The sequence below is a fragment of the Rhizobium sp. ZW T2_16 genome (genome assembly GCF_044987325.1).
GTDB classification, from domain to species: Bacteria; Pseudomonadota; Alphaproteobacteria; order Rhizobiales; family Rhizobiaceae; genus Neorhizobium; species Neorhizobium cellulosilyticum.
Genome location: NZ_JBJDRG010000002.1, coordinates 215,329 through 238,772, shown reverse-complemented (window position 1 = coordinate 238,772; position 23,444 = coordinate 215,329). Strand labels below are relative to the sequence as shown.

Annotated in this window: 21 protein-coding genes and 1 pseudogene; 10 read left to right on the top strand and 12 right to left on the bottom strand. The window is 59.7% G+C overall.

Annotated elements, in window-relative coordinates; genetic code table 11:
• Positions 1-5: 5 nt before the first annotated feature.
• Positions 6-773, bottom strand: coding sequence for a LexA family transcriptional regulator (locus ACI3K0_RS06640; protein WP_148144061.1), 768 nt, complete (start codon positions 771-773; stop codon positions 6-8).
• A 179-nt stretch (positions 774-952) separates the two neighbouring features.
• Here ACI3K0_RS06640 and ACI3K0_RS06635 point away from each other — a divergent pair, with 179 nt between their 5' ends.
• Positions 953-1,276: a hypothetical protein gene (locus ACI3K0_RS06635; RefSeq protein WP_148144062.1), complete on the top strand. Its 324-nt coding sequence runs from the start codon at positions 953-955 to the stop codon at positions 1,274-1,276.
• Positions 1,277-1,403: 127 nt separating this feature from the next.
• On the opposite strand, the gene ACI3K0_RS06630 is transcribed toward ACI3K0_RS06635, so the two are convergent.
• The 3 genes from ACI3K0_RS06630 to ACI3K0_RS06620 all read right to left on the bottom strand — a co-directional run bounded on the left by ACI3K0_RS06630 (position 1,404) and on the right by ACI3K0_RS06620 (position 4,756).
• On the bottom strand, positions 1,404-2,534 hold the full coding sequence (locus ACI3K0_RS06630) for a site-specific DNA-methyltransferase (RefSeq protein WP_183822923.1): 1,131 nt from the start codon (positions 2,532-2,534) through the stop codon (positions 1,404-1,406).
• 123 nt (positions 2,535-2,657) lie between these two features.
• Positions 2,658-3,767, bottom strand: a complete 1,110-nt coding sequence (locus ACI3K0_RS06625) for a hypothetical protein (protein ID WP_404945141.1) — start codon at positions 3,765-3,767, stop codon at positions 2,658-2,660.
• Between the two features lie 230 nt (positions 3,768-3,997).
• Positions 3,998-4,756, bottom strand: a complete 759-nt coding sequence (locus ACI3K0_RS06620; RefSeq protein ID WP_183822925.1) for an SDR family NAD(P)-dependent oxidoreductase — start codon at positions 4,754-4,756, stop codon at positions 3,998-4,000.
• Between the two features lie 157 nt (positions 4,757-4,913).
• On the opposite strand from ACI3K0_RS06620, the gene ACI3K0_RS06615 reads away from it, so the two are divergent.
• Positions 4,914-5,504: a TetR/AcrR family transcriptional regulator gene (locus tag ACI3K0_RS06615; RefSeq protein ID WP_404945140.1), complete on the top strand. Its 591-nt coding sequence runs from the start codon at positions 4,914-4,916 to the stop codon at positions 5,502-5,504.
• Positions 5,505-5,605: 101 nt separating this feature from the next.
• On the opposite strand, the gene ACI3K0_RS06610 is transcribed toward ACI3K0_RS06615, so the two are convergent.
• Positions 5,606-6,115: a DUF6622 family protein gene (locus tag ACI3K0_RS06610; protein ID WP_183822929.1), complete on the bottom strand. Its 510-nt coding sequence runs from the start codon at positions 6,113-6,115 to the stop codon at positions 5,606-5,608.
• 220 nt (positions 6,116-6,335) lie between these two features.
• Here ACI3K0_RS06610 and ACI3K0_RS06605 point away from each other — a divergent pair, with 220 nt between their 5' ends.
• A complete protein-coding gene (locus ACI3K0_RS06605) occupies positions 6,336-7,976 on the top strand; it encodes a Na+/H+ antiporter (RefSeq protein WP_404945139.1) in 1,641 nt (546 codons plus the stop codon).
• 6 nt (positions 7,977-7,982) lie between these two features.
• Here ACI3K0_RS06605 and ACI3K0_RS06600 read toward each other — a convergent pair whose 3' ends face one another.
• Positions 7,983-8,330 (bottom strand): antibiotic biosynthesis monooxygenase, encoded by a 348-nt coding sequence (locus tag ACI3K0_RS06600; protein WP_183822933.1) that lies wholly within the window; start codon positions 8,328-8,330, stop codon positions 7,983-7,985.
• Positions 8,327-8,656 carry an NIPSNAP family protein gene (locus tag ACI3K0_RS06595; RefSeq protein WP_183822935.1) on the bottom strand — a complete coding sequence of 110 codons (330 nt, stop codon included), beginning with the start codon at positions 8,654-8,656 and terminating at the stop codon, positions 8,327-8,329. The genes ACI3K0_RS06600 and ACI3K0_RS06595 overlap by 4 nt, the downstream gene beginning before the upstream one ends.
• Positions 8,657-8,771: 115 nt before the next feature.
• On the opposite strand from ACI3K0_RS06595, the gene ACI3K0_RS06590 reads away from it, so the two are divergent.
• The gene (locus tag ACI3K0_RS06590; RefSeq protein ID WP_404945138.1) at positions 8,772-9,464 is read left to right on the top strand and encodes an ArsR/SmtB family transcription factor; all 693 of its coding nucleotides are present in this window, start codon (positions 8,772-8,774) and stop codon (positions 9,462-9,464) included.
• A 110-nt stretch (positions 9,465-9,574) separates the two neighbouring features.
• Positions 9,575-10,264 carry an HAD family hydrolase gene (locus tag ACI3K0_RS06585; protein ID WP_148144070.1) on the top strand — a complete coding sequence of 230 codons (690 nt, stop codon included), beginning with the start codon at positions 9,575-9,577 and terminating at the stop codon, positions 10,262-10,264.
• Between the two features lie 3 nt (positions 10,265-10,267).
• On the opposite strand, the gene ACI3K0_RS06580 is transcribed toward ACI3K0_RS06585, so the two are convergent.
• The gene (locus ACI3K0_RS06580; RefSeq protein ID WP_183822937.1) at positions 10,268-13,057 is read right to left on the bottom strand and encodes an autotransporter domain-containing protein; all 2,790 of its coding nucleotides are present in this window, start codon (positions 13,055-13,057) and stop codon (positions 10,268-10,270) included.
• Between the two features lie 135 nt (positions 13,058-13,192).
• A complete protein-coding gene (locus ACI3K0_RS06575) occupies positions 13,193-13,756 on the bottom strand; it encodes a PilZ domain-containing protein (RefSeq protein ID WP_404945290.1) in 564 nt (187 codons plus the stop codon).
• 125 nt (positions 13,757-13,881) lie between these two features.
• On the opposite strand from ACI3K0_RS06575, the gene thrC reads away from it, so the two are divergent.
• The 4 genes and pseudogenes from thrC to ACI3K0_RS06555 form a co-directional block, all read left to right on the top strand.
• Complete coding sequence (gene thrC, locus ACI3K0_RS06570) at positions 13,882-15,276, top strand: threonine synthase (protein ID WP_404945137.1); 1,395 nt, start codon at positions 13,882-13,884, stop codon at positions 15,274-15,276.
• 22 nt (positions 15,277-15,298) lie between these two features.
• Positions 15,299-16,594 (top strand): pitrilysin family protein, encoded by a 1,296-nt coding sequence (locus ACI3K0_RS06565; protein ID WP_148144073.1) that lies wholly within the window; start codon positions 15,299-15,301, stop codon positions 16,592-16,594.
• A gap of 19 nt (positions 16,595-16,613) precedes the next feature.
• Positions 16,614-17,225 carry a GNAT family N-acetyltransferase gene (locus ACI3K0_RS06560; RefSeq protein ID WP_183992356.1) on the top strand — a complete coding sequence of 204 codons (612 nt, stop codon included), beginning with the start codon at positions 16,614-16,616 and terminating at the stop codon, positions 17,223-17,225.
• Positions 17,226-17,320: 95 nt separating this feature from the next.
• Positions 17,321-20,134 (top strand): annotated as a pseudogene (locus ACI3K0_RS06555) (EAL domain-containing protein); the annotation flags it as partial.
• Positions 20,135-20,285: 151 nt separating this feature from the next.
• Here the strand turns inward: ACI3K0_RS06555 and ACI3K0_RS06550 are convergent.
• The 3 genes from ACI3K0_RS06550 to ACI3K0_RS06540 form a co-directional block, all read right to left on the bottom strand.
• Positions 20,286-21,347 (bottom strand): putative zinc-binding metallopeptidase, encoded by a 1,062-nt coding sequence (locus ACI3K0_RS06550; protein ID WP_183822944.1) that lies wholly within the window; start codon positions 21,345-21,347, stop codon positions 20,286-20,288.
• 140 nt (positions 21,348-21,487) lie between these two features.
• A complete protein-coding gene (locus ACI3K0_RS06545; RefSeq protein ID WP_148144076.1) occupies positions 21,488-21,679 on the bottom strand; it encodes a CsbD family protein in 192 nt (63 codons plus the stop codon).
• Between the two features lie 87 nt (positions 21,680-21,766).
• Positions 21,767-22,372, bottom strand: a complete 606-nt coding sequence (locus ACI3K0_RS06540; protein ID WP_183822946.1) for a YqgE/AlgH family protein — start codon at positions 22,370-22,372, stop codon at positions 21,767-21,769.
• Between the two features lie 161 nt (positions 22,373-22,533).
• Between ACI3K0_RS06540 and ACI3K0_RS06535 the strand changes: the two genes are divergently transcribed.
• Positions 22,534-23,376: a protein-disulfide reductase DsbD domain-containing protein gene (locus tag ACI3K0_RS06535; protein WP_183822948.1), complete on the top strand. Its 843-nt coding sequence runs from the start codon at positions 22,534-22,536 to the stop codon at positions 23,374-23,376.
• The last annotated feature ends 68 nt before the right edge of the window (positions 23,377-23,444 follow it).

The following is a 23,444-nucleotide window of genomic DNA, read 5'->3' as shown; positions in this document are numbered from 1 at the left end:
TATCGTCAGCAGGCGATGGCTGTGCTGCGCACGCGACCGATGACTTCGAGTTCGGCCGATGCAGTCTCACCGAGTTCTTGCGGCGGATAGGCGGCATTGTTGTCGGCTAGAAGCTGCAGCCCTCCCCCGACCAGACGCTGCACACGGCGGATGATCAGGCGATTGTCGATCCGCAATGCATAGATGCCACCATCGGCAAGATCACGGTCTCCGGTATCGACGAAGACCGGCGACTGGTCGGCGATCGTCGGGAGCATGCTGTCTCCCTCAGCCAGCAATGTGGTGACGGTGTCCGGATCGAGACCCAATCTCGCCCAGTAGTTCTCGATCGCTGTTGCTGCCGCAGTCGTCGATGGCCTGATCTCGTCATAGCCGTGGACATAAGGCTGAGAGGGGTTGTCCATCAGGCCGGGCGGCGCGGCGAAACCAGATGATGTTACCGGTGCGGCGAGACTGATGCGTATCGCGTCATCTTCAAACGACCATTCGCCCCCGAGATAACGAGCGGCGATACCGGCCTTTTCCGCCATCAATTCCAATTTGGCAAATGTCGGATCCTTCTTGCCGTGGCGGTAGTTGTCCAATGTATTGTCGGCCAGTTCTACAGCTTCGGCAGCCTTTGTCCGGCCGCCCAGCATTTCGCAGAGCACAAGAACCTTGAACGATGTGGCGCGGCGCAGAGGATCCAGTTCCAGCTTTGCCCATCCGCGCGAAAACTTGGCCAGCTTGGCCTCTATCTTCGCCGCGACATCCCCCTCGAGTGGAATTCTCATTTCATCCAAAACCCTGAGTAGAAATCAGTTTACAGGTGAAAATATTTTTACTAGTCTGCGGGTGATTTTCCCAACCGCAGACCATGACTGCAATCCAGATTAGTTGCCACAGTCACAACCGCAAGTCGATTTCGCATATTTAAGCTGCTCACCTTAGCAACAGGTGACCGGAAAGCCATGTGCCAGCTCATAGCGACGCCGCCCTGATGCCTTATCCCGAAAAGCTTGCCCAGACTTTGGAGACGTCCGAAGAAGACTTTACCCGAAACTACGCCTTCGACATGGAGGACGGGCTGCGCAAGTCTGTCACACTTGCCCGGACAGGCAGAAGCCTCAAAGTCGAGATCATCTATGTGGATGGAGCCGTGGTGGATACGACAACGGAGACATTCGAGGCCGATGGATCATTGCGGATCAGCGTGACCGAGAAGGGCGTCTACCTGGCCAGCTACTGCGCTCTTCTGGCCGACCGCGTCCGGCTTCGCCGGACCCGCTTCTTCTGAAACGACAAATGAATATGGCGTCCGGGTACAGCCACCCGGACGCCATTATCCTCTTTCAGGACTAGAGGTACAAAACCGAAAGAGGAACTCTCAGATCTCGGCCAGGTTGGGGCTAAGGACTGGTGGTTCAGTCCAGCTTGGCGAGATCGTTGCGGATGACGACGCGAAGTTCATCAATGGGACGCAAGGACTGGCCGTCGTCGAAGTGCCAGAAGGTCCATCCGTTGCAGGCATCAAAGCCCTGTACCTTTGCGCCGAGCCGGTGGATCGAGCCGGCATCACCGCCGGATGCCAGGGTTCCATCGGCGCGGATGATCGCGCTGTGGCGGCGCTTGGCATCGGTCAGCACCTGGCCGGGCTTTAGCAGACCGGCTTCGATCAACACGTTGAAGGCAACGCGCGGCTCGGCCTTTTTGCCGGTCATGACGGTCAGTTCCGCCTTGCCGAGCGGCTCTACCGCTTCGATACGGGCAGACGCTGCGTCGATATAATTCTGTTCGCGCTCGATACCGACGAAGTTGCGGCCGAGGCGCTTTGCGACGGCACCGGTCGTGCCGGAACCGAAGAACGGGTCGAGGATGACATCACCCGGCTTGGTCGAAGCCATGATGACACGGGCGAGCAGCGCTTCCGGCTTCTGGGTCGGATGCACCTTCTTACCGTCCTCACCCTTGAGGCGCTCGCCGCCCGAGCAGATCGGGAACAGCCAGTCGGAGCGCATCTGCACGTCGTCGTTCGAGGCTTTCAGCGCATCGTAATTGAAGGTGTAGCCCTTGGCCTTGGCGTCGCGGCTGGCCCAGATCATCGTTTCATGGGCGTTCTGGAACCGGCGGCCCTTGAAGTTCGGCATCGGGTTGACCTTGCGCCAGACGATATCGTTCAGCAGCCAGAAATTCAGGTCCTGCATGATCGAGCCGACGCGGAAAATGTTGTGGTAGGAGCCGATCACCCAGATCGTGCCGGCCGGCTTCAGCACGCGGCGGCAGGCGAGCAGCCAGGCGCGGGTGAAGGCGTCGTACATTTCAAACGAGGCGAACTGGTCCCATTCGTCATCGACGGCATCGACGACCGAATGATCCGGGCGGTGCAGCGTGCCGCCGAGCTGGAGGTTATACGGCGGGTCAGCGAAGATCGCGTCGACCGAATGATCCGGGAGCGCTTCCAAGGCTGCAACGCAATCACCCTTGATGATGGAGTTAACCCATGCGTCGGGACGGACCTGATGCTTCAGGTCAGACAGCGGAAGAACAGCAGCCATATCACACTCGCTACGCTATACATAAAACGAATTTATCGACTGTTATGGTTACCCAATCTGGTTACCAAATGCTGAAGCTGCTGAATTATTTCGGGAAAACTTTGAGGAAGCGCCGCTATTTTGTTAATGCGGCTCTCCGTTCACGGCTCCTTGCGGGTAGTCCAGCTCGGCGTCCTGACCCCATTCTCCGGAGAAGCGCTTGAAGGTTACGGCGGCAAGCGGCCCGGCCGTCATCAGGCCGAAATCGAAGTTCGAGCGCCGGTCCGACGCCAGCACATACTGGCGATGCACCCTGAGGAAATCCAGCTTGATCCTCTTGTAACGATCGGCGAACAGCATGTTCTTGATCCTCAGGAAAACCAGACGCGGCTGAGGCGCATCCGGGTGGCCGGTCAGGGCGGTGACCGAGGATTTGTAGAAGCTGATGACATCGGTCAGGCACTGGACTTCGAGCCAGGTGACATTTTTTGCACGGGCGATTAAGCCGACACGGGCACGAAGGACGCTTGCCGAGCGCAGCAGCGCACATTGAAGCGTGGCGCCGCCAAGGGTTACGAAGACCACACGCTTGCCGGCGAACAGCTCTGGTTCCCGCTCAAGCAGAAGGCCGATCGTCTGGGCCGCCATGCTGGAACCCATGCTGTGGGAGCTGATGACATATTCATCGGCCGGCAACTCGAAGGCCTGTCTTGCCGCCTGGGCGGAGGCCTCTATCCAGTCGTTGACGATGGCGTTGTCGAGGCGGGACACGGCAACCGCCATCTCCCAGTCGGAAAACAGATGCAGGGTGTGGAACCGGTCCGACCAGGGAATGAACAGCTTTGCGAAAAAGAGGTAGCCAAGGGCGATACCGAGCGGGAGCTGCCACAGGCCGAGGCCCAGCCAGAGCGGATAAGTCGCCAGCGCAAGGCTGATTCCCATGCCGAGGCCGATCAGAAGAAACGGGAAGATGAAGAACAGGCCGAAACGCCAGGCATGGCGGAAGTAGCCGAAGGCACCGCCTTCCATGACAACGGCTGCAGCACTGCGGAAACCTTGTGCCAGACGGGTGACCAGCGGACGCGCGCCCAGATGATCGACGATCGCGCCGTGATCGAAGACGAAGAAACGGCTCGATGTTCGCCAGGCATCTTCCGGGCGGCTGGTTTCGATGTCGAAATAGGCTCGCCGGTCCTCTTGCTGCAAAGTGCCTACATCTGCATCAAGCCCCCAGAGTTCCGCAGTCCTCTGCATCGCCCTTTCATAGCGGGTCCGGTGCCTTTCCGCGTCAAGCGGTTCAAATCCGGGAAAATGCAGGACGACGCGCCGCTTCACGCGCGCGGATGACGGTATTTCGGGCACTCAATTTTCTTTCGACGACAGGCTGCTGCAGATCGGAACGCAATGATATCAACCCTGTGGCGAGATTAAGGTGGGGTGGCAGGCGCTCTTTCGAATGCCTGCCAGTATTGCGGGCTTTCCCGTCAGATCGCGAAGCCACCCGCGATATCGAATATACCGCCGGTCATGTAGCCGCCGTTCGGGCCGGCAAGATGCGTGACAAGCGCCGAAACTTCCTCAAGCGTCGCAATACGACGGATCGGATGCATGTCCAGCAGCGCTTCCGGCACCTCGTCGCCCAGAGCGCCTTTGGCCATGTCGGTGGGCATGACACCGGGCTGAACAACATTGACGGTGATGTTGCGCCTGCCCAGATCGCGCGCGACGCCCTTGGCATAACCGAGAAGCGCCGACTTGCTGCCTGCATAGTCGGCAACACCCGAAACCGGTATGCGGGTGCCAAATAGCGAACCGATGAAGATGATCCGCCCGCCATCGGTCAGAACCGGCGCTGCGGCGCGAGTCGCGGCAACCGATCCCAAGACGTTGATCTGCCACTGGCGATCGAGATTGACCGTATCGAGGGCGGGATCGTCAACCGTCTTGCCCTGAACTGCAATCGCCGCGTTGTTGACGAGGATATCGAGCTTGCCGAAATGTGCGATGACCTTGTCCACCAGCGGCTTGGCGGCTGCCATATCCGCCTGGTCGCTTTGGATCGCAAGCGCGCGGACGCCCTTCGACTTCAGTTTCTCGACCACAGCCTCCGCCTTTTCCGCAGAGGCGACGTAACTGATCGCAACGTCAGCACCCTCGTCCGCCAGCGCTTGCGCTATTGCCGCGCCAAGGCCGCGAGAACCGCCCGTAACGAGGGCAACCTTGCCCTTCAATGTCTTCGACATGGGTAACCTTTCCATAAAAACGAAGGCGTTTCCGAATGTCGGGAGACGCCTGGCTGATTTACGTAATGGCCATTACGATAACGATCGGTATGAAATTTGACTTCAGGCGTCAAGCTGTTTAATAACGGTCGTTACGAAATGTGGTTGAGTTGATCGAATGGGACGACATCGCGAATTTGACGTGGAGAAGGCGCTGGATGCGATCCTGTGCGTCTTCTGGAGCAAGGGTTACGAGGGAACATCGTATAGCGACCTTACAGAGGCGGCAGGCGTTGAGAGGCCTGCCCTTTATTCCGCCTTCGGCAACAAGGAAGCGCTGTTTGCCCAAGCGCTCGACCGCTATTACGAACGGTATCTCGACTACATCCCGGATGCGCTTCAGAAACCGACGTCGCGGGAAGTCGCCGCTCACATGCTGTACAATGCGATCGATCTCAACACGCGATATCCCAAGCATACGGGCTGTTTCAACATCACCGGCCTGCTGGCCGGGTCGGATGGTGCCGAACCCGTGCGGCAAATGCTGATCGAGGTGCGCGCGCGCGGCGAAGCGCTGTTTCGCGAGCGCCTGGAGCGGGCAAAGGCGGAAGGCGACCTGCCCGAGACGGCCAAACCCCATGCGCTGGCGGCGTATCTGATGGCCGTACTTCACGGCATGGCTGTACAGGCCAAAGCCGGGTTCAGCCGCGAGACGCTGGAAGCGGTTGCCGAACAGGCACTTGCCGCATGGCCAACCAGAGGCTCGTAACCTTGGGAAGCAGGGCCCGTCGCCCAGGAACGTCAGGGTTCAAGAGGCTGCGGTTTCGCCCCACTTCGATGCCGGAGCGGCATGGCACCCGGTTCGCAGGGCTAAGCTGAATGCCTTGTAATGGGGATATCAAGCAGGTGCCGGCGCAATGCGAACGCCCAGCCGGCAAAATAACCGATCGAGCCTCCGGATAGCGCAAAGCCTGCCATGGTAAGGATTTGAGCCCCATCAGGGTTGAGTGCAAGCGCGACAGCAAGCGCATAATGCAACGCGAACAGTGTCAGGTTCCTGACGAGAGGCACGATGCTTCCCGAGATCGTCACGTTACGGCGTGATGCGTCCCGAGCGATCACCCAGGGGCCGGTAACGATGCCCGGCAACGCGAAAAGGAGGATTGCACCGAGCCAGATGGCGACCAGCTTGATGTCCAGTGCCAAGCTTCCGATCAGTGGCCAGATGCCCAGCACCGTGAAGATAAACGGGACCGTCAGAAGCCGCCAAAGCGGACGTTTTCTCGTCCTTGTCGCGGCCACCCCCTGCCAGACAAGATAGGCAAGCAGGAACCACACATAGACCGGTGTATGAGCCAAAATCTGAAATGCGCCGGCCATATAGTTTATCCAAAAATCACAAAACAATCAGGCAGTTTGCGACACATGACGAGGCGGCAATCACAGCCGAATTCTCCAAGTCCGCGGCCGATGAAAAACATAACCTATGCGCAGGAAGATGATGCCCGCATCTGCCAAACAGCCAGTTTCCGCCCTTGCCTAGCGTGGACGGCTTTCCTATTCAGGGCCTTGATTTGGAACAGCAGGGAATGGAAAAACCATGGACAGTATCACGATAGCCCTGGTCCTGCTGCTTGCCGTCATCCTCAGCGGCACGATCTCCAGGCTGCTTCCGCTGCCCGTTCCGCTACCTCTGATCCAGATCGCCTTCGGGGCTGCGATCACCGGGATCACCGGCGATGGTGTGGTGCTGGAACCGGATATCTTTTTCCTGCTGTTTCTGCCGCCGCTTCTGTTTCTCGATGGCTGGCGCATTCCGAAGGAAGGGCTGTTCCGCGACAAGGGCGTCATCCTGGAACTGGCGCTCGGGCTCGTGGTGTTCACGGTCGTCGGCGTCGGGCTTCTGATCCACTGGATGATCCCGGCCATGCCGCTTGCGGTCGCCTTCGCACTTGCCGCCATTGTTTCGCCGACCGATCCGGTCGCGGTCTCGGCGATTGCGGCGCGCGTGCCGATCCCTCCCCGGTTGATGCACATTCTCGAAGGGGAATCGCTGCTCAACGACGCATCCGGCCTTGTCTGCATGCGGTTTGCCGTTGCGGCGGCCGTCACTGGCACATTCTCGCTGACGGACGCGCTGGGCACGTTTCTTTGGGTCGCGATCGGCGGCATTCTTATCGGCTTCGGCGTGACGTGGCTTGTCGTGCGGATAAAGGACACCGTTTCCCGCAAGCTCGGCGAAGACCCAGGCGCGCAGATCCTGATCAGCCTTCTCATTCCCTTCGGCGCCTATCTGGTTGCCGAACACCTGCATTGTTCCGGCATTCTTGCCGCTGTCGCCGCCGGCATTACCATGAGTTATGCCGAACTGCGGGGCAAAGCGCTCGGCATTACCCGCGTCAGGCGCAATGCCGTGTGGGATACGGTGCAGTTTGCGCTGAACGGCATCATCTTCGTGCTGCTCGGCGAGCAGTTGCCGGGCATCATCTCGGGTGCGGCACGGGTTGTCACCGAGACCGGGCATGTAGATCCAATCTGGTTGATCGCATACGTGATCGCGATCAACGCAGCGCTTGCCGCACTTCGTTTCGTGTGGGTGTGGGTATCGCTGCATTTCACCCTGTTCCGGGCAACCCGCCGTGGACAGGAGATCCACAAGCCGCATTGGAAACTGTTGGTCGCCACCTCACTCGCCGGCGTGCGCGGCGCCATCACGCTTGCCGGTATCCTGACGCTGCCCTTCTTTCTCGATGACGGCATCACGCCCTTCCCGGCCCGCGACCTTGCGATCTTCCTTGCGGCCGGCGTGATCATCTTCTCGCTGGTTGCGGCCAGCGTCGGCCTGCCTTTCCTGCTGAAGGATCTCGAACTTCCACCCGAGCCCGACCATCACCAGGAAGAGGATACGGCGCGTATCGCCTCGGCGGAGGCCGCAATCCGAATGATCGAGAAACTGCAGCACGCGATGAGCGAGGGCCGCACGGATGCCGATCTCTATGGCGAAGTCGGCACTCGGCTGATGGAACTTTACCGACAACGTATCGACGGGCGCTCGAAGATCGGTGACGAGGCCGAAGAGGTCCGGCGGATGGAAGAGGTGGACAAGCGGCTGCGGCTCGCAGCACTGCGTGCCGAGCGCGACGAGATCTTTCGCCTCAGCCGCGCCCGAAAGGTCTCCGAGGAGATCGCCCGCAAGCTCATCCGCGAGATCGACCTTGCCGAGGCGCGCTACACCGTCTGACCCGGCTTATGCCGCATGCACCTGCCGGCTATCCGTCGGCGCGTCGTCGCGCTCGAACATACCGTAATCACGCAGGACATGACCGATCCGCAGTCGGTAATCGGCGAAGATGCCGTTACGCCCGGCCTGCTGCGCGGCGCGATGCGCCTCGACATTACGCCATGCCTTAACCGCGTCTTCATCGCGCCAGAAGGAGAGCGAGAGAAGCTTACCGCGCATCGTCAGGCTCTCGAACCGTTCGATGGAGATGAAGCCATCGATCTTTTCAAGCTCGGCGCGCAAATCACCGGCCAGATCGAGATAACGGTGGCGTTCGCCCATATAGGGCACAACTTCGAAGATGACGGCGATCATAGTTTTTCAAAAGCTCCATGCGGCAGAGACATATTTTTCAGAAAGATGCGGTCTTCCTTGAGTATGAAACGTTCGCGCTTGGCGAATTCGTAATTCTCCCGGCCAAGCGAATCGACGGCCAGCCGGGCGCGATAGGCCTCGTAGGCCGCCAGGTTCTCGATATTATAGATGCCGTAAGCGATGTTGGCCGATCCTTCGTGCGGACCGAAATAGCCGATCAGATCGGCACCGTTGCGCGGGATCGACTGGCCCCAGGCGCGGGCATATTGTTCGAAACGGTCGCGCTTGAATGGGTCGATCTCGTAACGGATGAAACAGGTGATCATGGCATTTCCCTTGGCTTCGTTTTCCTCGTGACGGGGTGTTTTGCCATGCTGGTTAGCGAGAATGCTTCGATAGCGATCGAAGTATCGATTGCAAAAACATGCTAGAAGCTTTCGCATGAACGAAGGTCCAGACATTGCCCAGATCGCCGCTCTGATCGGCGACCCCGCCCGCGCCAACATGCTGGCAGCACTCACCGGTGGGCGGGCGCTGACCGCGACCGAGCTTGCAGCCATTGGCGGGATCACGTTGCAGACGGCGAGCACACATCTTTCCAAACTTGAGGCCGGCGGGCTTTTATCCCAGCGCAAGCAGGGGCGGCATCGCTATTTCGCGCTGGCCGACGAAGCGGCAGCCCGGTTGATCGAAACGATGATGGGGTTTGCCTCAAGCCGCGGACATCTGCGTTACAGGCCGGGACCAAAGGACCCGGCGCTCGGAAAGGCGCGCGTCTGCTACGATCACCTTGCCGGCGATTTCGGCGTGCGGATGCTCGACAGTTTCGTCTGCCATGGCGAGATCGCGTCGGATGGGGAGAACCTTTCGGTGACGGAAAAGGGCCGCGCGCAGCTCTCAGCCTTCGGCATCGATTTATCAGCCCTCGCCTCCAGCCGCCGCCCCTTGTGCAAATCCTGCCTCGACTGGAGCGAGCGCCGGTCGCATCTGGCAGGCACGCTCGGCAAGGCGCTGCTTGCCCATATGCTCGCCCAGGGCTGGGCGCGACGCAGCGAGGAGAGCCGTGCGGTACTCTTTTCGCCCGAAGGCGAGCGGAGGTTTTTGCTACAGTTCCCGCTCGATACCCCATATTGAAGTGAGCAGCCTCCCGCCCCGATTGACCCAGCCATGCGACCGTACTGGTTGAGCTTCCGGCACCCATCCGCTAGAAGGCGGCTGACGTCTTAAAAGGGTATATCTCCATCATGAGCGGTTTCGACCTCATCCTCTTCGATTGCGACGGCGTGCTCGTCGATTCCGAAATCATTGCTGCAAGGGTGGAATCCCAGCTGCTGACGGAAGCCGGTTACCCGATCAGCGTCGAGGAAATGGGTGAGCGTTTTGCCGGCATGACCTGGAAGAACATCCTGCTTAGCATCGAGAAGGAAGCCGATATTCCGCTTTCCGCCTCGCTGCTCGACAAGTCGGAAAAGCTGCTCGATGCCCGGCTGGAACGCGATGTGAAGATCATCGAGGGCGTGAAGTTCGCACTTGCCCGGCTGACGACACAGCGCTGCATCTGCTCCAATTCCTCCAGCGCACGGCTGGACATGATGCTGACCAAGGTCGGCCTCAAACCCTATTTCGCGCCGCATATCTATTCGGCCAAGGATCTGGGACCGGATCGGGTCAAGCCGAAGCCGGACATCTTTTTGCATGGCGCGCAGCAGTTCGGTGTCGATCCGTCGCGCTGCCTGGTGGTCGAGGATTCGACCCATGGCGTCCACGCTGCCAGAGCTGCGGGCATGCGGGTCGTCGGCTTTACCGGCGCATCGCATACCTATCCGAGCCACGCTGACCGCCTGACGGATGCGGGTGCCGAAACGGTGATCTCGCGCATGCAGGACCTGCCGGCCGTGGTTGCCGCACTCGGCGAATGGGCCGACGCGATCTGATTTCTAGAAGTCTACGACGAGACTTGCCTTTGCCGCATGGGCGGCAAAGGAGTGGGCGAACTCGCCCGAATAGCTGAGCTTAACCCGTGCCGTCTTGGAGATCTGCGCGGTGAGTGAAGCCTCCAGCACGGCCGTATCGCGCGGCAATGAGACGCCTTCAATGACGAAGGGGCTGCCGGACGAGAAGGCAAACCGCGAGGATGGCGTCAGATCGCCGATCACGTGACGCCAACCCAGCATGCCGGAAAAGGTCGCCGGCAGATCCGCATTGCCGATATCGGCGGACCATCTGAGGCCAAGGGTGGTCAGCGTCACGTCATCCGTGTTGCCATTTGCCGAAAGCGCTGCCGCACCGCCTTGTTCGCGAAAACCATCGGTTTCGAGATTGATATGGGCGAGATTGGCAAAAGGCTCGAGCGTGGCGGCACCGACCTTCTCGCGCCAGCCGAGATCGGCAAAAACCTGCCGCGTCGCGCTCTGGTAATCGGCTTCAAGCTGGTCCTCGAATGCGCCGAAAGCGATATTCCGTTCGGTAGAGATATCGTTTCTTGAATAGATCGCGCCCGTCGTGAAGTTGAGCCTTCCCCAATCGGCCGCAGCATAAAGACCGGCGCTGTAACTGTCCCAGTCGGCATCGGTGCCCGCAGACGCATTCGTGTAACCGAACAGGCCGCCGATACGCCAATGCTCCGAGACATCGGCGTCGATGCCGGCAAACAGGCCCGCGATATGGCCATTCATATCTGCAGCATTGCCGTCGCTGTCGAAGCGGTCGGTCGCGGCGATACCGGTCATCCAGAAACTTGCGCCGCCTTCGGTTTCCTTAACCGGTACATTGCCGTTGATCCGGTCGATCACCGCCTCGCGGGCAAGGCCTGCCTGCTGCAGCAACTGGCTTTTCAGCGAGGCATGCAGCTCGCCGCTCAGTTGCGAAAAGGCATCGCGGGCACCGGTAGCGTTCAGCGGAAGCACGCCGAGGAAGACGGAATTGGTGGCACCGAGAGATTGGACCGCCTCGGCCGTCGCGCGCGTATTGCGCGTCTCCGTCACATCGGCGAAATCGACGTCGTTGCGGTAAAGGCCCAATGTCACCGTGGTCGGGTCGTAGCTGAGGATCGGCGACAGGAAGGCCAGATCGGAATTGACCTCATCGAAGGTGCCGGTGACGCTGTCGCCGGTCAGGATCGTGTAGGTGGTGGCCAGAGAATAGGTGCCCGACCCGGCCAGGACATCAACCGTGCCGCCGTTTATCGTCACGCTTCCGGCGGCATCGAGGCGGTCGGACAGGCCGGATGCATCGGTTTCAACCTGATAGGTAGAGCCCTTTTCGAAGGTGACATCGCCGTTCACTGCAACGGTCGCGATACCGGGACCCGGGGCGAAGGTGCCTCCGGAGCCAACGGTCAGCCCACCGATCGCGCCGGAGCCGGCCAGCACGCCGTCCGAGCCGATACCGATCGTGCCGCCAATGGTGCCGTCGTTGACCAGCGTGCCATCGGCTATGGTCGCGTCGCCGGTGATCGTGCCGGTATCATTATTGGTGAACGTGCCGCCGGTATTGGTGAGCGAGGCAATCGTTCCCGCATTCGAGGCGCTGCCAGCATTGGTGACATCACCCGCCGTCGCGCCCGAGTTATTGACGAAGCTGGCTGCTGCCGCAACATCGACATCGGTGACGACGAAATTGTTGACGAGCGTGCCGCCGGATACCACTGTATTACCGGTGATCGTGCCGCCATCGTTGTTGGTGAAAGTGCCGCCGGTATTGGTCAGCGAGGCGATCGTACCGGCGTTCGAGGAATTACCGGCATTCGTCACATCGCCTGCCGAGGCACCGGTATTGTTGACGAAGATTGCAGCGGCGGCCACGTCCACATCGGTAACGACGAAATTGTTGGTCAAAGTACCGCCGGAAATCACCGTCGTTCCAGTGATCGTGCCGCCGGCATTGTTGGTGAAAGTTCCACCGGTATTGGTCAGCGAGGCAATCGTGCCGGCATTCGACGATGTGCCGGCGTTGGTGACGGCACTTGCAGTCGCGCCCGAGTTGTTGACGAAAATCGCCGCAGCCGCGACATCCACATAGGTGACGACGAAATTATTGGTCACCGTCCCGCCGATGACGTTCGTATCGCCGGTAATCCTGCCGCCGCTGTTGTTGGTGAAGGAGCCGCCCGTGTTGGTCAGCGACGTTATCGTTCCGGCATTCGACGACGTGCCGGCACTGGTGACATTTCCTGCCTCAGCGCCAGAGTTGTTGACGAATTCGGCAGCGGCCGACACATCGACATTGGTTACGACAAAATTGTTGGTGAGCTTGCCGTCGTCGATGGTCGCGGTGCCGGTGATCGTGCCGTCGTTGACCGTCTCGCCGCCGGTCATATGCAGGTTGCCGTCCAGCGTGCCTGAATTGGCGAGATTGCCGCCACTCATCCCGACATCCGAGGATAGCCTTCCGCCAGTGGAGATTTCGATGCGCCCCGGATCGGCAAGGCTGGTACCGCCGGCCGCCGAAAGATCGGCGTCAACATGCAGCGTGCCGCCGGAAACATCGACCGTGCTGACGGTCGTATCCGTCGAGACGGTCGGTGCGCCGGAACCAATTGCGGCACTGCCGGTCGCACCGGGTGCTGCCGGTGTCCAGTTGGCGCCGTTGGAGAAGTCATTATCGGAGGTGCCCGTCCAGGTGGATTGCGCCGAGGCGGCAGCCGGCAACAGCCAGGCCACCGAGACGATAGCCGTGTATAGCTTGAGACGCCGTTTCGCGCCCGCCGAGATCGCCGGAGCAGACATTCCCACCTCACGCAGGGCAGTTCAGGGCGAAGCACCCTTAATGATCTGCTAATATGAGTTAAGGAATTATGGTTAACGGAGCCTTAATGGCGACCGTTTCCCGCAGCGGCTGGCGGTTCTTTCACAAGGTCGAAATCAGGACCGGCGCGGCTTCTTGGCCGGGCCGGTGTCGAAACCGAGACGAACGCGGGTGAAACGCGTTGCGCCGCCTGCATTGTTCGGGATCTGCACGTCGGCCTTGGAGAAGATGAACTGTGTGCCGCCCACCGGGATCTTGACCGGGAAGGCCACCTTCTGCGAATAGAGCACGTTGTCACCATCGACCACCTCGACCAGAACCGGCAGAGTGACGGAACCCGGCGTGCCGGCAGGTCCCTGCACGACACGGCCCTGGGCGATGAGATTAATGGTCATCGTGGTTTCGTTTGCCGTGCACTGGCGCGTCGCGTCGTTGAACGAGGCCTGGTAGAGAAGTTTGTCAGGGTTATCCTGCCCGCCGCGCGCATAGGAGCGATAGACGGCATCCTGGTCACGCATAACCACCTGTGGGCAGTAGGCCTGCACGACAGCCTGAACCGGCTGGGCATTGGCAGGAGCAGCGTTGGAACTCAGATCCAGTCCCTGCGAAGCAGAATTGCAGCCACCTAAGCCAGCCACCAAAGACAACGTCAGAAAACCGCGAGAGAACTTGCCAACCACGTTACTCAACCCTTTGCAGCCTCGTTTCCGATACGGTACCGACCCGGCATTTTCCGGTCTTTCACCGCCGATTTCGATAGTCTATATCAGCGGTCAGAACAAAAATCGATTAGGGATTCAAGGTCGTGGAATACATTTCTACCCGTGGTACAGCACCCGCTCTCGGCTTTCGGGATGCGCTCATGGCCGGGCTTGCAAAAGACGGCGGTCTGTATGTCCCGCGCAAATGGCCTACCCTTTCGAAAAAACAGATCCGTGCCCTGCGCGGCAAATCCTACCAGGAAGTTGCCTTCGAGATCCTGTCGCTTTTCGTCGATGGCGAGATTGCCGATGACAAGCTGAAGGCCATGATCGACGAGGCCTATGCCACTTTCCGCCACCCGGCCGTGGTGCCGCTGGTGCAGGTCGGGCCGAACGATTTCATTCTCGAACTCTTCCACGGCACGACACTCGCCTTCAAGGACGTGGCGATGCAATTGCTTGCGCGCCTGATGGACCACGTTCTTGCCGAGCGCGGTGAACGCGCAACGATCGTCGGCGCCACATCGGGCGATACCGGCGGTGCTGCGATCGATGCATTTGCCGGCCGCGAGCGCACCGACATCTTCATTCTCTTCCCGCATGAGAAGGTCTCGCCGGTGCAGCAGCGGCAGATGACCTCTTCTTCCGCGTCCAACGTGCACGCGATCGCTGTGAAGGGCAATTTCGACGACTGCCAGAACCTCGTCAAAGAGATGTTCAACGACGCGGCCTTCCGTGACAAGGTCAAGCTTTCGGGCGTCAACTCGATCAACTGGGCGCGCATCATGTCCCAGGTGGTCTATTATTTCACCGCTGCTCTCTCGCTTGGCGGACCGGACCGGAAAATCTCGTTCACCGTGCCGACCGGCAATTTCGGCGATATCTTTGCGGGATATGTGGCCAAGAAGATGGGCCTGCCGATCGATCGCCTCGTCATCGCCACCAATGACAACGACATCCTGGCCCGCACGCTGAAGACCGGCCGTTACGAGATGAAGGGCGTCAAAGCGACGACCTCGCCTTCGATGGACATCCAGATCTCATCCAACTTCGAACGCCTGCTGTTCGAAGCCTATGATCGCGACGACGCAGCAGTGCGCCGCTCGATGGACGGGTTGAAGCAATCCGGTTCGTTCGAGATCAAGGAAAAGGCGCTGAAGGCGATCAAGCGCGAGTTCCGCGCCGGACGTGCTACCGAACGCCAAGTTGCCGCCACGATCCGCGAGACGCTTTCGGCCACCGGTTACCTTCTCGACCCACATACGGCAACCGGCGTCTTCGTCGCCGCGAAGAATGCCAAGCCATCCAACCCGATGGTAACGCTGTCGACGGCGCATCCGGCCAAATTCCCGGCTGCGGTAAAATCCGCTTGCGGAATTGATCCGGCGCTCCCATCATGGTTGTCTGATCTTATGCAAAGGGAGGAGCGCTTCGATATACTTGAACCGGAGCTGAAAGCCGTCGAGACCTTTATCGGCAGCAACGCACGGACCAAGTAACGGCGCGCCGGAAAGACATAGTATGAATGTAGAGATTACCCGGCTCCCCTCCGGGCTGACTGTCGTCACCGAAAGCATGCCACATCTGGAAAGCGTGGCACTCGGCGTGTGGATCAAGTCGGGTTCTCGCAACGAGACCGAAGAAGAGCATGGCATCGCCCACCTGCTCGAGCACATGGCCTTCAAGGGAACAGCACGGCGCAGCGCCCGCGACATCGCCGAGGAGATCGAAGATGTCGGGGGAGAGCTGAATGCGGCGACCTCTACAGAAACCACATCCTATTATGCGCGCGTGCTCAAGGATCACGTGCCGCTGGCGGTCGATATCCTTGCCGACATCCTGACGGAGTCGGAATTCGACGAGGAAGAACTGCGCCGCGAAAAGCACGTGATCCTGCAGGAAATCGGTGCGGCCAACGACACGCCCGACGATGTCGTCTTCGACAAATTCTCCGAAGTCGCCTATCGCGGCCAGACGATCGGGCGCGCCATCCTCGGCACACCGGAACGGGTGAAAAGCTTCACGCCGAGTCAGATTCGCGGTTACCTTTCGCGCAATTATACGACCGACCGGATGTTCGTGGTGGCCGCCGGTGCGGTCGACCACCAGACCTTCTGTAAACAGGTGGAAGAGCGTTTTGCCGGTCTGCCGACTTCGCCCAGCGCGCCGCCCGTCTTTGATGCTGCACGCTATATCGGCGGCGATATTCGTGAGGAACGCGACCTCATGGATACACAGGTCCTGCTCGGTTTCGAGGGCAAGGCCTATCACATGCGCGATTTCTACTGTTCGCAGATCCTCGCCAATATCCTTGGCGGCGGCATGTCTTCGCGCCTGTTTCAGGAAGTGCGCGAGCATCGCGGCCTCTGTTACTCGGTTTATGCCTTCCACTGGGGCTTTTCCGATACCGGCATTTTCGGCATTCACGCGGCAACCGGTGCCGACGATCTGCCGAAGCTGATCCCGGTCATCATCGACGAGTTGCACAAGTCTGCCGACACGATCCATCAGGTGGAAATCGACCGGGCTCGCGCACAAATTCGCGCACAGCTGCTCATGGGTCAGGAAAGCCCTGCCGCCCGCGCCGGCCAGATCGCCCGGCAGATGATGCTTTATGGTCGCTCTATCCCCAACGAAGAGATGATGGAGCGTCTCGCAGGCATTACCACCGAGCGGCTGACCGATCTGGCAGGCCGCCTGTTCTTCGACACCGTACCGACCCTTTCGGCCGTCGGCCCGATCGAGAAGCTCGCGCCGATGTCCGATATCGCCTCGGCTCTATCCTCACCTGTCATCAAGGCAAAAGCCGCCAGCTGAACAGAGGCTCCGAAGCACAATGGGTAGATCGGTGTTTCGGTTTCTGTCCCGTCAGCCGGACACGCCCGAGTTATCCGGGCCTCAGCATATTTTGAGGCTGCCGCATAATTCCGATTACAAGCAATGGTATCGGCTGCGTTCCGAGAGCCGCAGCTTCCTTCAGCCGTGGGAACCGACCTGGCGGGCCGACGAACTGACGGAAAGCTCGTTTCGCGCCCGAATCCTGCGCGCAAACCAGGAATGCGCGTCCGGTCTCGCCATGCCGATGCTGCTTTTCCGCAAGGACGACATGACCCTGCTCGGGGGACTTACCATCGGCTATATTCGCCGGGGTGCAGCACAAAGCTGCATGATCGGATATTGGATGGGTGAAAAACATGCGGGCCAAGGCCATATGTTGGCCGCATTGAGAGTGGCAATCCCGTATATCTATGGCGGACTTCAGTTGCACCGGATCGAGGCAGCTTGTATTCCGGACAATTGGAAAAGCATGCGGCTTCTAGAAAAAGCCGGCTTCGAGCGGGAAGGTCTTTTGCGGAAGTATCTCAAAATAAACGGCGAATGGCGTGACCACATGATGTTTTCCCGGTTGCCGGAAGACGGCGAATTCGGGAAAATGGTCGGACCATGATTGACGGTATGCGTTTTAGTTCTGCGTATCGGGCCTTTGGCCTGAAGTTTCTGCTGCTGATGATCGTCGCCATTCTGGCCTTCGGGCTTAACGGTGCGCGTGCCGCCGAGCCGGTGAAAATTTCGCGTGACGACACGGCGCTCGACCTGACGGCCACGACCGACATCTATACCAATCAGGGCGAGGCTTTCCAGGTTTCCACGGCGGCGGGCGGTGACGGGATTCGGCGACGCATCGAAGTCAGATCCAGCAATCCCGGGCACCAGGGCGACTGGGCGGTTTTTGCACTTTCCAACGTCTCGGAGGAACAGCTGGAGCGCGTCATCGTCGCACCGCATTTTCGCCTTGTCGGATCGAAGGTGTTCTGGCCGGATCTCGGTTCGCAGCGTATTACCGCGATTACTCCATCGGAAGGTTTCTCGCTCGATCGTCTGCCGAGCCCCGATGCAGACGTGTTCCGCATCACGCTCAATCCGGGATCGACGATCACGTTTGTTGCCGAACTGGCCAGCCCTTCGCTGCCGCAAATCTACCTCTGGCAGCCGGACGCCTACAAGGATACGGTCAACTCGTTCACACTCTATCGCGGCATAGTGCTTGGCATTGCGGGTCTTCTGGCGGTGTTTCTGACGATCCTGTTCGTCGTCAAGGGCACATCGATGCTGCCGGCGGCGGCAGCGCTTGCCTGGGCCGTGCTCGCCTATATCTGCGTCGACTTCGGCTTCCTCGACAAGCTGATCACCATCACATCCAGCGACCAGCGAATATGGCGTGCGGGTGCGGAAGTGGCGCTCGCCTCGTCGCTCGTCATCTTCCTGTTCACCTATCTGAACCTCAACCGCTGGCATGTGCATCTGGGTTACGCGACGCTTGCCTGGGTCGTCGGACTGGTGCTGCTCGGCGGCGTGGCGATCTATGACCCTTCCGTTGCGGCCGGTATCGCCCGGCTTTCCTTCGCGCTGACGGGTACGGTCGGCATCCTGCTGATCATCTATCTCGGCTTCAACCGCTACGACCGGGCGATCCTGCTGGTGCCGACCTGGACGCTGATCCTCGTCTGGCTGTTCGGCAGCTGGCTGACGGTGACAGGGCAGCTCGACAACGACATCATTCAGCCGGCGCTCGGCGGTGGTCTGGTGCTGATCGTTCTTCTGATCGGCTTTACGGTCATGCAGCACGCCTTTGCCGGCGGCGCCTATCAGCAGGGCCTGTTCTCCGATCTGGAACGGCAGTCACTGGCGCTGACCGGCTCCGGCGATACCGTGTGGGACTGGGATGTCGCGCGTGATCGTGTCGTCACGACCCCAGATATTTCGGGCCGTCTCGGACTTGAGGCCGGCGCCATGCATGGTCCGGTGCGCAACTGGGTTCCCCGCCTCCACCCCGACGACCGCGACCGGTTCCGTGCCACGCTCGACGTGCTGCTCGAACATCGCCGCGGCCGCCTGCATCACGAATTCCGCATTCGCGCCGAGGATGGACATTTTCACTGGCTGCAGATCCGTGCGCGGCCCGTGCTTGGCTCGAACGGCGAGATCATCCGCTGTGTCGGCACGATCGTCGATGTGACCGAACAGAAAAATTCGGTCGAACGGCTGTTGCAGGATGCGTTGCACGACAACCTGACAGGCTTGCCGAACCGGCAGATCTTCCTCGATCGCCTGCAGGGCGTTCTGACACTTGCCGCCAGCGGCGACACCGTGCGCCCGACCGTGATGGCAATCGATCTCGATCGCTACAAGCAGGTCAACGACAGCCTCGGGATTGCGGCAGGCGACAACATGCTGATCGCGATTACCCGGCGTCTTCGGCGCCTAATGAAGCCGCAGGATACGTTGGCACGCCTTGCCGGCGACCAGTTCGGCTTGATCCTAGTTTCCGAGCGCGACCCCGCAAAGATCGCCGATTTTGCCGAGGCCGTATCGCAGGCCATCATGGTGCCGATCAATTATGCCAATCGCGAGATCGTACTGACCGCCTCGATCGGGCTTGCGTCCTTCGTCGACCAGCAGGAAAGCGCCGCGGGGCTTTTGGCGGACGCGGAACTTGCAATGTACCGGGCAAAACGCGGCGGCGGTAACAAGGTGGAGCCGTTCCGGCCGATCTTCCGCACGTCCGGCACCGACCGGCTGCAGATCGAAACGGATCTTCGCCGCGCATTGGAGCGCAAGGAACTGTCGCTCGCCTATCAGCCGATCATATCGCTGAAAGACGGCGAGATCGCCGGCTTCGAGGCGCTGATGCGATGGGAACATCCCAAGCGTGGCAGCATCCCGCCTGCCGAATTCATCCCGATCGCCGAAATGTCCGACCTTATCGGCCCTCTCGGCGTGTTTGCGATGGAGCGTGCGGCGTCGGACCTGGTTTCATGGCAGGAGCAGACTGGTGAAGTGCCGATCTTCGTTTCCGTCAACCTGTCTAGCGCACAGCTTTTGAATGCGGACCTTTATAACGATGTCAGGGCACTGATTTCGAAGACTCAGGTCAATCCGCACCAGTTGAAGCTGGAACTGACCGAATCCCTGATGATGGAAAACCCGGAACAGGCTCGCCTGATCCTCGCCAAGCTGAAAGAGACCGGCCTCAGCCTTGCACTCGACGATTTCGGCACCGGTTATTCCTCACTCGCCTACCTGACGCAGTTTCCGTTCGACATGATCAAGCTCGACAAGACGCTTGTCAGCGACATGAGCGAAAAGGGCTCGATCCTGCTGCGCTCCGTTATCGCCATGGCCCGTGGGCTGGAAATGACAGTCGTCGCCGAAGGCATCCAGACGGATGAGCATGCGATGGAGCTTGCCAAGATGGGCTGCCACTACGGCCAGAGCTACCTGTTCGGCCCGCCTGCCACCAGCGAAGCCATGCTGCGGTTACTGAAGGAACGGTTTCCACTGACGAAACGGGCGTAACTTCCCACAGTCTCCCTCTGGCCTGCCGGCCATCTCGCCAACACGCGGGGAGAAAATCCGTGGCACGCTCCTTACCGCAATTGTGGTCCGACGAGGCGGTCGGATTAAACCCTCTCCCTTGTGGAGAGGATTGGGAAGGGGCGTCTCCGCCCTACCGTCTCAACACCAGATCATGCACGAATTGCAGCTTTGCCGTCACGGCCGGCGTCAGGATGAACGGGTAAAGGTCAGGCACCCCCATCGAGCGGTGGATACCGTTGATCGCCAGGCTGAAGGGGATCCAGGCGGACACGAGCTGTTCGGCGCTGTCGGCGCGATAGGGATTGAAATCCACTTCCGCCGATAGTTCTTCGTGCCTGCGCGGGTCTATCGACATGCCGTAGGCTCGTGCCGTTTCCAGCGTGTCGACTATATGGACATAGTGGGCGAAGCTCTCGGCGAAATCCTCCCATGGATGCGAGCTTGCATAGGTAGAGATGAAGAATTCCTGCCAGTTCGGTGGCGGGCCTTCCTCGTAATTGCGCTTGAGCGCCTCGCCGTAATCGACGGTCTCGTCGCCGAATACCGCGCGAAATTCATCCAGCCTGCCGCCGTCGCGGACCATCTTGTCCCAGATGTAATGGCCGGTCTCGTGCCGGAAATGGCCAAGCATAGTGCGATAAGGTTCGTTCATCGACACGCGGATCTGCTCACGCGTCGCATCGTCCGCCTCGGCTGCGCGGATTGCGATAAGGCCGTTTTCGTGGCCGGTCAATGCGGCCTTTACCGTTCCGTCGGCTTGGATCTCGTCAACGAGAAAATCGAAAACGAGACCGCCTGCAGGATCCTCATCGCGGTTGATGCGCGGCAGGTTCCATTTCAGCATGGAATAAAAGAGGTGACGCTGAGCCTGGCTGATGCGCCGCCATTGCCGCAATCCCTCCTCGGTGGAGGCATCCGGTACCAGACGGTTATGGCGGCAGGCCGGGCAAAAGGGATTGGAATCGTCCGCGAGAACGGTCCAGTTGCAGATATCCATGCCGGCATTGGCGCAAAGCCGGACCTTCCGCTGCGGGTTGGCGAATAGCAACCAGACCTCCTCGCCTTCGACAGGCTGCAGCGCATGCATGGCAAGCGCCTCCGGCACGAAGGCCAGACGGGAGCCGCAATTCATGCAGTCCCGGTTGTCGAAATGGATAGGCTGTCCGCAGTGATCGCAATCGTAGAGGCGCATGGGCTGGTCCGCATCGATGGAGGGAGGGGAATCGAGAAAACCTGCTCCGGCAGTGCCGAAACAGGTTTATCAAATGACTGGAGATCATTTTTTCGGACTATGCCGTCCGACATTACCGGGATTTGGTCAGGTCCCAGACATTACATGCGGTCAACGAAATCCTTGCCCGCTTCCTTGATCTTGCCCTTAGCCTGCTGAGCATGGCCCTTGGCTTCCTGGGCGTTGCCCTTCGCCTTGAGCTTCGGATTGTCGGTCATGTCACCTGCGGCCTGCTTGATCTTACCGGCAACTTCGTTGCCCTTGCCTGCCATCTTATCGCTGGTGCTACCCATTCCTTGTTCTCCTTATCTCTTTCGACGTTGTTCAACGCCTTGCGATAATAGAACTCTGAAGGGTGGATATCGTTCCACCGAAACAGATCAGGCATGTCCTGCTTCGGTCGAAAGCATTTCCGGGCTGACGCCCATAAGGGCAAGCGCGCGTTCGTATTTGGCATCAACGCAAGGATCGAAAATGATGTCATCCTGCGATGCGCAATTGAGCCAGCCGTTGTTGCTGATTTCGGCCTCAAGCTGTCCCGGCCCCCATCCGGCGTAGCCGAGAAGCAGAGTTGCCCGCGTCGGCCCCCGGCCTTCCGCGATCGCCCTTAGAATATCAAGCGTTGCGGTGAGTGAAATCTCGTCACTGACAGGGATCGAGGACTCGCAGGAAAAATCGTCGGAATGCAGAACAAAGCCCCTGCCCGTTTCCACCGGACCGCCGTAAAGAACCGGGAAATAACGCGCCTGTTCCGAAAGAAAGGCGGTGTGAGGTTCCTCAACGATCTTCAGATATTCAAGCACGTTGGGGAATGAGAGTTCCTGCTGCCTGTTGATGATGAAACCCATAGCACCGGTTGGTGAATGAGCGCAGATATAAACAACACTGCGAGCGAAACTACTGTCCTGAACACCGGGCATGGCGATCAGGAACTGGCCGTCGAGAAATCCGCGTTCACGCTTGTCTTTGAGCGCCGTAATTCCCATCGAGCCTCCCGTGTGCCTTTAAAGCGCCGTGTGGCGGCGGCCGCATCGGGCGACCCTTCCAAGGCAACATGGGGCAGTCTACGGGATCATTCAACCGAAAATGATTGGTTTTCATCAGACGTGGCTGGCGAGCATGGGATTGCTGGGATAAATCCGTTCTCATGATCTCGACCGCTTTCACCACCCGCCGCCTTTTCATCGCCATCCCACTTCTGCTCGCCTCTGCCTTCATGCCGGTCTCAGTACAGGCAGAAACGACCGACTGGGTGAGCAATGAGGGCGGGCGCATGAGGATCGTTGCGCTGGCGCCTGATGCGCGCGGCACCGTGCGCGGCGCGCTGCAAATCGAGCCCAAGGCCGGCTGGATCACCTATTGGCGCGAACCGGGCGATGCAGGCATACCGCCGCATATCTCGTTTCCCGAGACATCCGACGTCAGCCTCAGCAAGATCTCCTACCCGGTGCCGCGTCGTTTCGACAATGGTGACGTTCGCGATATCGGTTACGATACGGCTGTCAGCTTTCCCTTCGAGCTTTCGGTGAAGAACCCGAACCAGTCATCCGCAATCACGGCATTTGCCTTTATCGGCATCTGCCGAAACATCTGCATTCCCTTCCAGGCCGAATTCAACCTGGGACTCAAGGCAGATGGCGGCACGTCCTTTGCCGAGGCGATGATCATCAACGATGCGGAAGGCAAGCTGCCGGAACATCCGTCCGACGATTTTGCCGTCACGCATTATTCCGTTTCCGCCGACGGCGACACGCTGCGGCTGCGGCTGCAATTACCCAAAGACGCACCGAAGAAGCCGCAAGTGATCGTCACCGGGCCGGAAGGACATGTGCTGTTCAACGAGACCAAGGGGGAACGGCTTGAGGACAGCTATTCCGTCGACATGCCGGTCGGCAAGCTGCCGAAAGGCTATGACATGAAGGGCAAGCACTGGGGCATTCTCGTGCTTGCCGGCAAGCGCGCCATGGAAACCTCGCTGGCCTTCGAGTGAGCCTTTCCGGGCACCGCATGCCGTGATCGCAAACTGGTCGACAGTTCTCCCTGCCCTCTCTTGTCTTG